The organism is Mesorhizobium sp. M1342 (genome assembly GCF_040317955.1).
GTDB lineage: Bacteria > Pseudomonadota > Alphaproteobacteria > Rhizobiales > Rhizobiaceae > Mesorhizobium.
On sequence record NZ_JAMYLI010000021.1, the window covers coordinates 84,194 to 96,976 of the forward strand.

At 58.6% G+C, this 12,783-nt stretch carries 19 protein-coding genes; 11 read left to right on the plus strand and 8 right to left on the minus strand.

Annotation, left to right across the window (positions count from 1 at the left end):
* Positions 1-253: 253 nt before the first annotated feature.
* Together NKH06_RS21875 and NKH06_RS21880 are read right to left on the minus strand one after the other, a co-directional pair.
* On the minus strand, positions 254-1,072 hold the full coding sequence (locus NKH06_RS21875) for a plasmid partitioning protein RepB C-terminal domain-containing protein (protein WP_352893932.1): 819 nt from the start codon (positions 1,070-1,072) through the stop codon (positions 254-256).
* Positions 1,069-2,649 carry a recombinase family protein gene (locus NKH06_RS21880; protein WP_352893933.1) on the minus strand — a complete coding sequence of 527 codons (1,581 nt, stop codon included), beginning with the start codon at positions 2,647-2,649 and terminating at the stop codon, positions 1,069-1,071. The genes NKH06_RS21875 and NKH06_RS21880 overlap by 4 nt, the downstream gene beginning before the upstream one ends.
* Before the next feature lie 245 nt (positions 2,650-2,894).
* Here NKH06_RS21880 and NKH06_RS21885 point away from each other — a divergent pair, with 245 nt between their 5' ends.
* From NKH06_RS21885 to NKH06_RS21895, 3 genes are all read left to right on the plus strand, one after another.
* Positions 2,895-3,209: a YMGG-like glycine zipper-containing protein gene (locus NKH06_RS21885; protein WP_352893935.1), complete on the plus strand. Its 315-nt coding sequence runs from the start codon at positions 2,895-2,897 to the stop codon at positions 3,207-3,209.
* 130 nt (positions 3,210-3,339) lie between these two features.
* Positions 3,340-3,951 carry a class I SAM-dependent methyltransferase gene (locus tag NKH06_RS21890; RefSeq protein ID WP_352893937.1) on the plus strand — a complete coding sequence of 204 codons (612 nt, stop codon included), beginning with the start codon at positions 3,340-3,342 and terminating at the stop codon, positions 3,949-3,951.
* Between the two features lie 112 nt (positions 3,952-4,063).
* Positions 4,064-4,435 carry a nuclear transport factor 2 family protein gene (locus NKH06_RS21895; RefSeq protein ID WP_352893939.1) on the plus strand — a complete coding sequence of 124 codons (372 nt, stop codon included), beginning with the start codon at positions 4,064-4,066 and terminating at the stop codon, positions 4,433-4,435.
* A 331-nt stretch (positions 4,436-4,766) separates the two neighbouring features.
* On the opposite strand, the gene NKH06_RS21900 is transcribed toward NKH06_RS21895, so the two are convergent.
* The 4 genes from NKH06_RS21900 to NKH06_RS21915 all read right to left on the minus strand — a co-directional run bounded on the left by NKH06_RS21900 (position 4,767) and on the right by NKH06_RS21915 (position 6,759).
* Positions 4,767-5,084, minus strand: a complete 318-nt coding sequence (locus tag NKH06_RS21900; protein ID WP_352893940.1) for a hypothetical protein — start codon at positions 5,082-5,084, stop codon at positions 4,767-4,769.
* Between the two features lie 15 nt (positions 5,085-5,099).
* On the minus strand, positions 5,100-5,309 hold the full coding sequence (locus tag NKH06_RS21905; protein WP_069090389.1) for a hypothetical protein: 210 nt from the start codon (positions 5,307-5,309) through the stop codon (positions 5,100-5,102).
* 341 nt (positions 5,310-5,650) lie between these two features.
* A complete protein-coding gene (locus NKH06_RS21910) occupies positions 5,651-5,857 on the minus strand; it encodes a CBS domain-containing protein (protein WP_352893941.1) in 207 nt (68 codons plus the stop codon).
* Between the two features lie 584 nt (positions 5,858-6,441).
* Positions 6,442-6,759, minus strand: coding sequence for a hypothetical protein (locus NKH06_RS21915; protein WP_352893942.1), 318 nt, complete (start codon positions 6,757-6,759; stop codon positions 6,442-6,444).
* Between the two features lie 99 nt (positions 6,760-6,858).
* On the opposite strand from NKH06_RS21915, the gene NKH06_RS21920 reads away from it, so the two are divergent.
* The 4 genes from NKH06_RS21920 to NKH06_RS21935 all read left to right on the plus strand — a co-directional run bounded on the left by NKH06_RS21920 (position 6,859) and on the right by NKH06_RS21935 (position 9,172).
* Positions 6,859-7,605 (plus strand): hypothetical protein, encoded by a 747-nt coding sequence (locus NKH06_RS21920; protein WP_352893944.1) that lies wholly within the window; start codon positions 6,859-6,861, stop codon positions 7,603-7,605.
* Between the two features lie 95 nt (positions 7,606-7,700).
* Complete coding sequence (locus tag NKH06_RS21925; protein WP_352893946.1) at positions 7,701-7,976, plus strand: hypothetical protein; 276 nt, start codon at positions 7,701-7,703, stop codon at positions 7,974-7,976.
* 10 nt (positions 7,977-7,986) lie between these two features.
* Positions 7,987-8,679 carry an SOS response-associated peptidase gene (locus NKH06_RS21930; protein WP_352893948.1) on the plus strand — a complete coding sequence of 231 codons (693 nt, stop codon included), beginning with the start codon at positions 7,987-7,989 and terminating at the stop codon, positions 8,677-8,679.
* 199 nt (positions 8,680-8,878) lie between these two features.
* Positions 8,879-9,172 carry a hypothetical protein gene (locus NKH06_RS21935; RefSeq protein ID WP_352893949.1) on the plus strand — a complete coding sequence of 98 codons (294 nt, stop codon included), beginning with the start codon at positions 8,879-8,881 and terminating at the stop codon, positions 9,170-9,172.
* 162 nt (positions 9,173-9,334) lie between these two features.
* Here NKH06_RS21935 and NKH06_RS21940 read toward each other — a convergent pair whose 3' ends face one another.
* Complete coding sequence (locus NKH06_RS21940) at positions 9,335-9,964, minus strand: hypothetical protein (protein ID WP_352893951.1); 630 nt, start codon at positions 9,962-9,964, stop codon at positions 9,335-9,337.
* 63 nt (positions 9,965-10,027) lie between these two features.
* The gene (locus NKH06_RS21945) at positions 10,028-10,888 is read right to left on the minus strand and encodes an ATP-dependent DNA ligase (protein WP_352893952.1); all 861 of its coding nucleotides are present in this window, start codon (positions 10,886-10,888) and stop codon (positions 10,028-10,030) included.
* An 84-nt stretch (positions 10,889-10,972) separates the two neighbouring features.
* On the opposite strand from NKH06_RS21945, the gene NKH06_RS21950 reads away from it, so the two are divergent.
* The 4 genes from NKH06_RS21950 (at position 10,973) to NKH06_RS21965 (ending at position 12,762) form a co-directional block, all read left to right on the plus strand.
* Positions 10,973-11,158 (plus strand): hypothetical protein, encoded by a 186-nt coding sequence (locus tag NKH06_RS21950; RefSeq protein WP_352893954.1) that lies wholly within the window; start codon positions 10,973-10,975, stop codon positions 11,156-11,158.
* A gap of 144 nt (positions 11,159-11,302) precedes the next feature.
* Positions 11,303-12,133 carry an excalibur calcium-binding domain-containing protein gene (locus tag NKH06_RS21955; protein ID WP_352893955.1) on the plus strand — a complete coding sequence of 277 codons (831 nt, stop codon included), beginning with the start codon at positions 11,303-11,305 and terminating at the stop codon, positions 12,131-12,133.
* Between the two features lie 24 nt (positions 12,134-12,157).
* Entirely contained in the window at positions 12,158-12,418 is a 261-nt protein-coding gene (locus tag NKH06_RS21960) for a hypothetical protein (protein ID WP_352893957.1), read from the plus strand.
* Positions 12,406-12,762, plus strand: coding sequence for a BRCT domain-containing protein (locus NKH06_RS21965; protein WP_352893959.1), 357 nt, complete (start codon positions 12,406-12,408; stop codon positions 12,760-12,762). Before NKH06_RS21960 ends, NKH06_RS21965 begins: the two co-directional genes overlap by 13 nt.
* The last annotated feature ends 21 nt before the right edge of the window (positions 12,763-12,783 follow it).

Genomic DNA, 12,783 nt, shown 5'->3' on the forward strand with positions numbered 1-12,783 from the left:
CGTCCGTCATCGCCGTCGCATGGCGAGGGACCGTTTCTTGCACCCCCATCTGGAAAGTGCTTGTTCGCTGTCAGCCCCAACGCTGCCGGGCGGCAATGCGCCTCATTGCCGACTTTCATCGCAAGACGATGAGCGGCCGATTTGGGGCACGCAAGCGGAATGTCTTTTTTCGGTACGTCAACGAAGACGCCGACGACCTTCAGTCGCTGGTCGGCACATTCGCATCGAACGGAGCAGGGCGATCCTGTTTGATCTACACTCCTGCCGGCCCCTCAAAATCCGGGCTCCACAACCGGTGAAACGTCTCAAACTGGCTCGGATGGTTCCCGGCGAGATAGCGCACCACCTTGAGATTATCCATAAGTCGATGGATGTACCCTCGGGCCGCAACAAGCTCCAGACTCCAGATACCGAGGCACTCGTTGGCATCCAAGAACTCGCGGCTTAAAGCGGCGAACTCGATTTCCATCCCCTCGAACGTATCGGCGTCAATGCCGAAGAACTGTTTCCTGGGAATTGAAGGATCCGCGAGCTTCGACTGGGGCGTGAGCGCGATGATGACTCTGGCGCTGATGAACGTCACCCTGTCCAATGCGACCATGAGTTTCGCCGCTTCGACCTGTCGGCTCGGCGTCCCCTTCTTCAGCAAACCAAAGATTTTCGGGTGAACACCGAAATCCTCCAGAAGCTCGACAGCGTCAGGGCAGATCCCGGCGACCAGCGTTTCGCCTGGCATCACGGTTTGATCCGGCTTTTTCTCGGCGCTGAACCCCTGGCCGCCCGAGATTCTTTCGGCCAGCTCTGCCGGCATGTTTACCAAGCCTTCCGCCTTCAGCACGGCTCTGAACATATCGACCGCCATCAACTGGCGAAGAGCTTCAACAATGACTTCTATGCGCTGACGCGTCGCGTTCGTCTCGCGGATGAAGCGCCGCATGCGCTCGCAATGACGCTTGTAGGTCCTGCGCAGCAAATAGGGGTGAAGAGGCTTCTGCGGCTCCTGCAAGCCCTCGGTCAGATGAATTGCATGGCGGCTGGTCTGTAGGATGCGCTGGACTGCGGTTTGGGTCATGCCGCTAGACTTGGCTCGATCGGCATCCGCCTTGCCATCACCACCACCGGCGACAATGACTGGAAAAGAAAGGGATCGAAGCGCATGCCGCTGTTTGCTCTCATCATGGCCGGCGCCCGTCTTAAGTCGGCTGTCGGCGCGATCAGGAAGTCGCGCACCGTGACATTGTCGGGCTTCATCCTGACCAATATCGTGATGTCGGAGACGGCCTGGCGCCGCCTCCTAACTGGCCAACGAGGATAGCCGTAGCTCGTGGCTCGGTAGCGCGCGGTCCATAGCGCGACAGTGAACTCCCCGTTGACCCGCACAAGCGCGGCCTTAGTGTCGTAATGGGCCTCTCCGCCCATCTTTTCGATTGCCGCTACAAGTTCGCCGATGATCTCCAGCCGGCGCTGATGAAGTCGAGTGTTTTGGTCGAAATACCGGAAGTTCAGCGAGGCGTCAAAACCGATCAGCTTGTAGGCAGCCTGGAGGGTTCCGAAGCGATGGATGTACAGGCTCTTCGTCGAGCGGCCGGGCGCGGAATTGATGATTGAGCCCGATAGCCAGCCTCGTTTTTCAAGAAGCTTGGCAAGATTGATCAGCAACTGCTCGTTGCTGATGCGCACAGCACCGTTTTTTTGCTCGGCCACAATGGCTTGCGCGCGGCGGAACAGCTCGCGGCTGACGAGCGGCTCATTCACATTTTCACCGCGGACCCACGCACTCGGGGGGTTAGGTCTCCGCTTGCTATGAAGCGTGGTACAAGTTTTGTTCCAAACATTGTTGCCGATGTATTTTTCATTGGTGAGGAGGTTGCGCACGGAACTAGTCGTCCAGGTGCGATTCAATTCCGCGGGAACGCCGCGCTCGTTCAGCGCATTCGCGATCTGGAACTCAGTTTTGCCCCTGTTCACGAATTGGTTGAAAATCCAGCGGACAATAGCAATCTCATCTGCCGGTCCAGGCACGAGAATAACCCGGTCCGTTGACAGGCTCTTCCATTCCCTGGGCTTTAGGATGGCCTTGGGCTTGCCCACTTCATCTATCAGCATGCGTCGAAAGCCATATCCTGCGTATCCGCCTCCCCGGAAACCCAGCTTGACTATCCGACTCTGGCCAAGAAAGACCTTCTGCGAGAGCATGCGGCTTGCCTCGGCGGCCATGCTTCGTTTGATAACCTTAAGCACGTCAGAACCTACGCTGCCATCGTTCGCAAATTGCTCTGCGCAGAACTCGATGCGTATGCCTGCCATCTGGCAGCGATATTCATAAGAGGCGCTTTCATCGATGTTTTGAAATCGGCCCCATCGGCTCACGTCGTAGACGACGATCGTTTCGAAATTGGCGAGCCCGTTTTCAACATCGAACAGTAGCTTCTGCAGGCCGGGCCGCCCTTCTATGTTGAGCCCGCTTCGGCCGGGATCTTCGTATGTGGCAACGATGTCGTACTCCATGACATCCGCGTAACTGCGGATTGCATCCTTCTGGTTCTCGAGCGAGTAGGTTTGTTGATCGGTGGACATTCGAAGATATTGAGCCGCACGAACCCTCCGCCTCTCTTGAGGAGAGTTGTGGGCCGTTGCAAACTTGTCCATCGCCTTGCGCCGTCGTATCGAGCTCGCAGGATATGGACCGGCAAACTGCGATTTGGTTAGGGAAACCTGTCCAGTTTGTCTCGAATGCGAGCATCGTTGGGTCCGGGTTAACGTGAATCACAGCGCGCCGGGTCAACGCCCAAGAAACCATGTCTTATATCGTGAGACCTCGTGCCCCCGTTCCGCCGCAATGCGACCGCACGTGGCCAGCTATAGGGATTTCAGGCCTTCAAGGGAGACTTCACATGAACTTTCACAAAGCCATAGCCGCCGTGCTGATGACCGCGGCACTTGCCGGCTGCGCACAGACCGAAGGCCAGCAGCGGGCCGGAACCGGCGCGCTGATCGGCGGCGCCGGCGGCGCCCTCGTCGGCCAGGCCATTGGCGGCAACACCAAGAGCACGGTCATCGGCGCCGCCAGCGGCGCCCTGCTTGGCGCCGTCGTCGGCTCGGCCACCACTCCGCAGCGTCGTGGCGAACAGATGTGCCGCTACCAGGACCGCGACGGCCGCATCTACACCGCGCCCTGCGACGACCGATATTACAACGGCGATTACTAAGCAGGAACCGCTCAAGCCGGCATCTTGAACTCAATCAGCGCCGCTCTGGGGAGCGGCGCAACGATGTCATCTTTTGCCCACTTTGCCTGGGCTAGACTGTTCCTCGCGGCGGGTTTTGGAGGAGGTCGATGTGACGACAAGCCTTGCCGCCCTGAAAAGCCAAAGCAAACGCGCCGTGAAACGGCTCATCGGCTACGATTCCCGCAACTGGTTGCGCATTCGCCAGATCGAGGCGTTCACGCTCTTCCTCGAAGCCGGCAACCGCAAAGCCTCCGACGTCATCGAGATCTCGCCCGGCTGGAACCGCTACTGGCGGGCGATGTGCCCCAATTACCGCTCAGTCGATTTCCCCGCCTTCGACATCTGCAAGGACCGCACCGACGAGCAATATTCCATCGTCATCGCCGACCAGGTGCTGGAGCATGTGCGCCGGCCGCAGGCGGCGGTGGAAAACATCCACGCCATGACCAGGCCTGGCGGCTGGGCGATGGTGGCCACGCCCTTCCTGTTTCGCGTCCACGCCAGGCCGCACGACTACAACAGATGGACGCCCGCCGGCCTCAAGCAGCTGATGGTCGAGGGCGGCTTCTCCGAAGCCAACGTCAAGGTCCACGGCTGGGGCAACAAGGCCTGCGCCAGAGCCCATATCGGCGGCCCCGTCCGCGCCTACGGCCTGTGGCGGGATTTGAGCAATGACGAGGAATACCCGCTGATGGTCTGGGCGTTCGCGAAGAAGGGGTGAGTGGCGGAAGCTGCGCTTTTATCGCGGCCACGGCCAGGGAGTCTTGAAAGCTTGGACACTTGACCAGGTCCGCCGCCAGTGACCTACTTCGGATTCAAGGAGGCGTTGGCGAATGGACATTCGAGCGACACTGACGGAGCTATGCGAAGCCTTCAACGCGCACGATCTCGATCGCATCATGACGTTCTTTGCCGACGACTGCGTCCTGGAGATGCCGAGGGGAGCTGAGCCCTGGGGAACGCGTTGCGAGGGCAAACGCAGCATGCGAGAGGCGCTGGCGACACGCTTTGAAGGCTTGCCCGATGTCCACTACGGCAAGGCTGAGCATTTTGCCGATCCGGCCGCCGACACCGGCATGTCGAAATGGACCCTCACCGGCACCACCCGCGAGGGCGTGAAAAAGGAAGTCCAGGGCTGCGACTTCTACACGTTTCGCGACGGAAAGGTGATCCGAAAGGACTCATACTGGAAGATCGTAGAGTAAGAGCTGGTATTCCTGTCTGAGCTTTTCGTCGTCCCCAAATCCCACCACTAAGTGGGACTACGCGATGCGCGTTGCCGCTCTCGCCGACGGCCAATCAAGCGCGGAAGACATTCGAAGCCGCTGCCAAACTATATTCACCCAACGAGGGGTTAGCATCGCGCGAACACGCAATGACACCAGCATGATTACCTACCAGTCCCCCGCAATCCGAACCGCTTGATCCTCTGTCGGCTGCTCTGCCGGTCCGAGGACAAGTTGGAGATCGTCACTCTCATCGCGGTCGAAGGCGGTGACAACGATCAGCTTGGGTGCTTTCTGTTAGGGCAGCAAATTATCCGACATGGAGGTTATCTTTCCGCTGAACCAACAGCCTGTTGAAGTTGAGCGGCGCAGGGGGAAGGACCTCGGTCATCTCGAACAGAGGCACAGGGCCTTCCGACTCTGGGACTTTCTGCTTGGCCTTCAGGTTCGTGATTTCCTCGTCGCGTCTCGCAATCCGACTTTCCAGATTGGCAATACGTTCCGTCAGGAAATAACGTCCAACTGCAAACCCGCCGCCGCCGAACAATATGGCAAACGTGGCAAAGGCCGTCGGGTTAGCCGACACCAGCTCAGAGTTACTCTGTATGAACTCGACAAATTCTTGCATGGGGCACTGCCCCTCTCAGCCCACCACAGGCGGCGTATCGTCGTACCCAATTGAGACAATCCCGGGATGCCGGTGGGCTATGGCGAGTATCTGGGTCTCAAGCTCGCAGTTGTAGGCCATCAGCGCCTTCACGGTCTCAAGCGGACTGTCGTAGCGGGCGATCAGCTTGACGGCTTCTGAATGCAGCTCCGCTTTGGCTTCGGCGTCAAAATGCATTGTGCCCATTGCTTCCTCCTAGCGTTTCGCTCTGCTTGCTGCGGCAAGCGCATCTGGTTGGTCCTGAAGATGCCCGTTGAGCACGATCATCTCCTTGAGCGCCTTCATCACATCACCCGTGAAATCCTCGGCGTGGGCGTGGAGGGCGGCCTCCTGCTGACTGCTGAGGTGTCACATGAGGTCCACAACAACCGCTCCATTGATACCCGCCCAGATAGAACAAACAGGCAACAAAAATGTCAAGGGCGAATCGACCCCTGAAGGAACCGATTCCTATTTTTTGCCAATGCCGGAACAGAGCAGAAGACCGCGCCGCCTCGTGCAGACCCTATGCCGAGCGCGCATGAGGGTCAGTTGATCCGTATCCGATGCGCCAACTCCTCGTATTCAACATCCTGAAGCAGAGATAGCAGGACGTCCTTGGCGTTGAGCACGCCAAGCGGCTTCGATTCCTGATCAACAACTGGGATGTTCTTCAGGCCTCGCTCCTTGATGGTGGCCCAGACGTCGTTGAGCCGATCTCCCGGTCGGCAAAAGGCGACATCCGTCGTGATCACGTTCGCGGCGGCATCTTCTCGGTGTGCGAGGAGATCGACGGCAAGGTGAAAGCCTTCCTCGAGCTGCCGATTAAGGGCGATTGGCCATACCTGTGGATCGACGCATCTATCTGAAGGTCCGCCGCGGTGTGCGGCGGCCGACCACGGCACGAGTTGGACGCCGAGGCCCTTGTCGGGCATCGCGAAGCGGCCCTTTGATGCTATCGCGGCGAAACGGGGCAGGGGTGGTGGGGTCAAGCGAACTGCATCGGCCATTGCGGGCTTAGGCTTAGGCTTAGGTTGCCCCGCGCGGCCTAAGCTATAGGCATATTAGGAGTCGCCCATCTAAGACTGAAGTCGCCAGCTTGGCCCGCACTGGACCCGTCCCAAACCATTGAATGAACGGCGCGCCCTTGCCGGTGATATCTTTAAACGTCTTCAATAAGGCTGCATGCGTTCTCTGCAGCGCTGGTATTGGTCGCTTGTGGGCGATAGAAGTAGTTTGGACGATCCCGTTATGGAGCGCCTCCGCTGCTGCGAGAAAGTACTCGATCTCAGCCTCTGAAAGCTACTTGGACGGTTTCGTTCTGGCCATCGCTATTGTCCTACGCCGGATCTTCGCGCCATACCGGCACGCGGTTGATCTTGATTGCCACGAGGCGGCGGATGCGCAAGCCGACCGCCTCCCGCCCGGTCGGCACAAAGGCCTCGACATCGAGCCTGCCATGGTCCTTGCCGTTCTCACACTTGATCCGGAAAGCGAGGGAGTCGACATCGACGTCGCCGAAGATCTGGATGAGATCGGAAGGCGCGTAATTGTGCAGCCGCTTGCAGTAGCAGCAGCGCACACGCACCAGGCGCATGGTGTCGTTCAGCTTGGATAGCGGAAAGTCGCGGTTCTTCGGCGCGTAGGGCTCAGGCATACCCTGAAATGAGGAACATATTCCTCTTCGTCAATAGCGTCTTGACTCTCGCGTTCTCTTTTTGTTCACTGTGCGCCTTGACAACAACAGGAGGCAGAGATGCCACTTCGCTTAGTCATTAAGAACGCAACGCCTGAGGAACTTTCTCGCGGGATCGCCGCTGCGGAGTCCGTTTTTGAAGGCTCTGGAATTTCCTACGAGGATTCCATGAACGGCATGCTCGCAATAGAGCTGTGGGATATGAAGGGATTTCCAGAGGGCGAGGCGCCGAGTGAGGAAAAACAAGCGGCGGCAAGCGTTTGGTTCCTGGCCGAGCGCGCCGCTTGCGAAGCTTGCTGCGCAGGATGGCCCGAGGAAAAGGTCGTTCGACATCGCGCCTTGGCTGTCGGGCCGGGTGAGCCGAAGGTTAAAACACTCAACCCGACAACATGGCCGGAACGACAGAAGCTTTATCCCGCCGTCATAGAGCGCCTTGAAACTGCCGCCGGCCCCGATCGTCAGCTCGACATCGACATCTGCTATGTGATGGGCTGGGTCAATGAACCGGGCACTCCAGAGGAGGCGGCCAAATTGGGCTTGCCCTACCTGACCAGCAATCTGGCCGAGGTAGCTCAAATTACCCAGAAGTCCCTTCAGGGCTGGACAATCGAGATCGAGCAAGATCCCTGCGATGCTCGCATCATCGATCCGGAGCGCGATGAAGACGATGATAATAGGAGCGTGGCCGCGTGGCGTTCGCTCGATGGACGGCTTTACATGGATCGGCCTCCAGCCAACACGGCAATTGCTCTGACACTGGCAGCTATGCGCCTTCAGGCTGACAGTTTTTCCGAGCAGGCGTGGTAACGCGCAGTGGCGGCCCTACGCCGGCAAGGATCGACCGCGAATGGCCGTTTCAGGTCGCCTTGCCGGACGATCTGTGTGTCCACCGGAACTTCGCTTTGATCAAGAAGTTCTGCGCTGAACAGGGGCTGCCCCATATGACGCGCCAAGTGCAGGCGATCTGGCCGGGCGGCGAGTATGAAAACTGGAGGCTCCACTGCTTCGCAGACACCACGACCGCCCAGGCATTCCTTGACCACTTCGGCGGGGTGATGTTCGATCCGAAGCGCGACCGGGAAAGCGGCAAGGCACGGGGCGTGTGGCGCCGCACCGGCAGCTACGAGCGGATTCTTAATCTCGGCCCTCTCAGCGTTCCCGAAATCCTGCGCAACTAGGGGCAAAACCATGTGCGGACGCTACACCCGATATCTATCCTGGTCGGAAATCCACCGGCTCTACCGGCTGACGGCGCCGGCCGAGGTTGGCCGGAACGATGCCCCTCGCTACAACATCGCGCCTACAGATGAAGTGCCCTTCATCACGGCTGCCGACGATGGCAACCACAGACTTCGAACCGGACGATGGTGGCTGGTTCCCTTCTGGGCCAAGGAAATGCCAAAGGGCACCATGTTCAACGCTCGCATCGAAGGGGTAGACACAACGCCGGCATTCCGGGATGCCTTCAAATCGAAACGCTGCCTCATTCCGGCTGATGGCTATTACGAATGGACGATTTCGCCGGCTGACGGCAAGAAAGATCCTTGGCATGTCTTCCAGCCTGGTCACGCACCATTCTCATTCGCAGGCCTATGGGCCTATAATTCGAACTTGGACGTGACCAGTTGCACGATCATAACCGAGCCATCTGCGGCACCCATCAATCAGATCCACGACCGCCAGCCGATCATGCTGGATCCAGCCTTTTACGACGCCTGGCTCGACCCCAAGACGCCGGCTGGCGACCTGAAGGACATACTCAGCCACGACATCGATGGCAGCCTGCAATTCTATCGTGTCGGCCGGGAGGTCAACGCGACGGTCGTCAACAAGCAGCCCAACGACAATGCAGGAATGATCGAGCCGATTGCACTCCTATGAGCGACGAACCCACCAGACTTGCCGAAGGCATGGTAGCAGCCTCGCGCGAACGCCAGCGGATCGAGAACCATGTTTGCGAGTTTGCCGGATGTGGAATGCGCGCGCCGTTCGGTTTCGCGCGACCGAAGGGGCCATCACATTGGTTCTGCCACGGCCATCGTGCCGAGGGCGATCAGCATCTTTTGGGAGGAAGGCACCAATGACCCGCTCGACCTTCGCCGATGAATTGCAGCAGGTGTCCGACAGCATCGCGGACGTTCCGCGCGCCGATCTTCAAATCATGCTTCGACGCGCCGCGTTGATAATCCGAAATGTCGATCACGTTGAGCTTGATCCTCGCACTGAGGATTCCTTGTCGGACGTTGCCGTCGAAATGGGGATGCCGAAGCCTGATCTGCTCAGGAAGATCATTGGCGACTGGCTCATCGCTAATGCGTATCTTCCGGTGCCGCGTTTGTTTGACGAGGAAAGCGAGACCGAAGGCTCAGCCTAAGCGCACAATCCTAGTAGTCGAATAAAGCGCGACGAACGCCCCTCGTCAATCGCGTACAGCGGCCCTCAGTCGTTTTCAGGTGTTGCGTGACATGCGGGCACCCGCGAGCGAACATCGGCGATCTCCTTATTTCCGATTCGCCACTTAACACGACAGGTTAGTTCATTGCCCTAGAAGTGACTTGGCGAACTCCTCGATGATTGGGCAAATCTCTGTCATGTTGTCGGACACGCCGTAGGAATTGCCGGCGTCCACGTAGGCCATAGTCGTTTCAAATCCATAGAGGGATTGCAGTTCGATCAGCCGGTCGTAACCGATGCTATGGATTTCCTTGTCAACCAACCGTGTTTTGGATGCCTGAACCATCGCAGGGTATTTCGGCGGATCGAAGTCGGTCTTAGTCGCATCGTCCCAATTGCAATTATTGTTATCTATCGCGGCAAGCAATTTGATTTGTTTCGCAACAGCTTCTGAAGGCTGTCCCGGGCGAAGCATGCTCCAGTTGCCGGCATCGATGTAAAGCTGCTCACAAGCACTCTCAGGCATGTCTAACCCGGTTTCCTGCCCATGCTCAAATGCACCTAGTTTCTTGCCGACCTGATCGAACGCGAGGGATTGAAGCCGCCGAGCTTCGTCCAGATAGAAACGGTCATTGTCGCAAACTCGGTTGCTGAGGATGCGCCCGGCGATTATGTATTTCGCCATCTTGCCTGTCATGGGTTGATCGGCATACGCGCCTGTTGCAATGGTCGTGAGCGCTAGGGCGCAGACTACGGCGCGGGTGTGGATCATGGTCTGTGCCCCTGATTTCTCGGCATATAGCACCGCGCCGGCCAGAGAATGCAACACCGCTGGCTATGATTCCTCGCGGAAATCCTGCAAAGACGCGTGCCGCAAATCCTCCTCGCCGCGCAAGTGCTTCACACGCCCTATGATGCCCGGCTTGACCCATTGTGTCGCCGGCCGCTTCATGCCCTTCGGCGCCGGCCCGGCGTCCTCCTGGACCCTCTTCCAAAGCCGGTCGCGGATGGCGCCCCGCGAGTTGATGAAAGCCGACCCGACATACCTCCCCGTCGTTCGATCCGCCATCAGAGCGAAGGCAGGCTTGCCCGCCTCGCGCTCCACGCCAAGCAGATCGTATTCGTCAATCGTGTAGCATTTCACCTTCAGCCAGTTCGTCGACGGACCGCTGCGGTATTTGCTGTCGCGCCGTTTCGACACCATGCCCTCAAGTCCGGCCTGATCGAGCAGATGAAAGATGGCCTTTGCTTTGCCCGGCAGAGGCTCGCTGAACTGGATACGTCCGCCGGGCTCGATCATGCTGGCCAGGATCTCGCGGCGCTCCACCAGCGCCATGTCACGCAGCTCATGACCATTGAGGTGGAGAAGGTCGAAGGCGACGAAATAGAGGTCGTGCTGCCGGCGGGTGATCGCCTTGCGCAGTTCGCCGAAGTTGGACAGGCCGGCCTCGTTTAGGACGATGATCTCACCATCCACGATGGCACTTTCGGCGCCAAGGCTATCGGCCTCTTTCACCAAGTCGCGATATTTTTTGGTCCAATCGTGGCCGTTGCGGGTGTAAATTCGGGTTCCGTCTTCATCGATGATGAGCTGCGAGCGATATCCGTCGAATTTCACCTCGTGAATCCAGCCGTCACCTTCCGGCGGTTGTTCGACAAGGGTCGGCATCAAAGGCGGGACGAACTTCAAACGCATGCACCGGACTCACAAGGCGCGATTCAATCAGCTTGCGCTAAAATAGTTCCGGAACATTTTAGACAAATTGAAAGTTTGATAGCCATGACGAGGCTAAACGACCTTGGGCCGCCAATTCCCGGCAAGCCGCACGGCGGCGAGCCGGCCGACGAGCTGGACAATTTTTATACCTGCCCGACTTGCGGGCAACTGGTCGATATGCGCGACCTGCGCCAAGTCATTTGGCACGAACGGCCAAAGCACAAGCCGCTCCTCGTTCTGGTCGATTAGGCGCGGCCGCGCCGGATCATCAGTGGCGCTCTTTCAAAATCGTGCCTCGCGCAAGTTGTGGCAGGTCGCAATACCATTCCATCAGGTCCGCCTTTCTGGACTCTTTGCCGAAATGGTAGCATCTTATCTGCGGGGAAGAGGGGCGTGGACAAGCATCGATACGACAACCGGTCTAATCAATGGCGCAAGCGGCGTGGCGCGCAACGTGCGCGTGCGCGCTTGCTGGGTGCCATTCCGAAGCGTCTCGTACTGGTGACAATTGTCGCCATGGCCGCCTTCGCGACGCAGTTCATCATGCAGCACAGTGACGGCTCCCCTGACCTCCACGTTTCTAACTGGATTGGACACACTCCGGCGCCTATTGCCGGTGTCGCTTCGGTAATCGACGGCGACACGATCGAGATCCACGGGCAACGCATTCGCTTCAACGGCATCGACGCACCCGAGTCAGCGCAGCAATGCGACGATGCCAAGGGTTTTCGCTACCGGTGCGGCGCGAAGGCTGCGGCAGCGCTAGAAGGGTTCTTGGCGGCATCGAGGCCGGTCACATGCATCTTCGTCGCGTGGGATCGCTACAACCGTTTCGTGAGCGACTGCCGACGCGCGGATGGCGTCAGTGTCGCCGCTTGGATGGTCGAACACGGCCAGGCGCTAGACTGGCCCAAATACAGCCAAGGCGCCTATGCAGCGCAGCAGGCGAAGGCCGAGGCGGCGAAGGTCGGGCTGTGGGTCGGAAAGTTCCAAGCCCCGTGGGAATGGCGCGCTGGACCTATAGACAATGTCCGATCGGCGGTCAGCGAACCCCTAGGCATCATCAGCCGTCAACAGGTAGCGCAAAGCTATTCCTGTCAGCCGCGACGGAAGTGCTCTCAAATCAGTTCGTGCGACGAGGCTCAATGGTATCTCGGCAATTGTCCGTGGGGCGGCAAGCTGGATCGCGATGGGGATGGCGTGGCGTGCGAGACGCTTTGTTAGAAGGATGGTTGAGGGGAGAGGGGAATGAACGACAAGTTTCATAATCGCGTCGGCGGCGACCGTATCTCGTCGCGCCAGATCGACGAACTCATCGGGCTGGCGCGCGGCTTGGCCGCGGACGGAACCATAAACAAAGCCGAGATCGAGTTTCTTCAAAAATGGTTGGCGCAAATGCGGAGATCAGCAGCCAGCCACTCATCCGAACCTTGTATCAGCGGGTCAATGATATTCTCGCCGACGGTATGCTCGACGCTGATGAACACGCCGAACTCTTGGACACGCTGAATAGCTTCTCGAATCGTGACTTCGAACTTGGTGAAGTGCTTAAGCCGACTACGTTGCCCCTGTGCGATCCAGCACCGATGTTGTCCTTCGCCGGCCGGCTGTATTGCTTCACGGGCATATTCAATTTTGGTCAACGAAAGCACTGCGAGCAGGCCATTGCAGATCGCGGGGGCGCCTCCGGTGGTCTGAGCCAGAAAACGGAGGTTTTGGTGATCGGTGCCTACGCCACCGAATCTTGGAAACATTCCTCGTTCGGCGACAAAATCGTCAAAGCGACCGGCTGGCGCGACCAGGGTTTGCCGATCTCAATCGTCGCCGAAAGCCATTGGGCCAGCTTCCTCTGAGAGAGGCGACATATGCCTTTT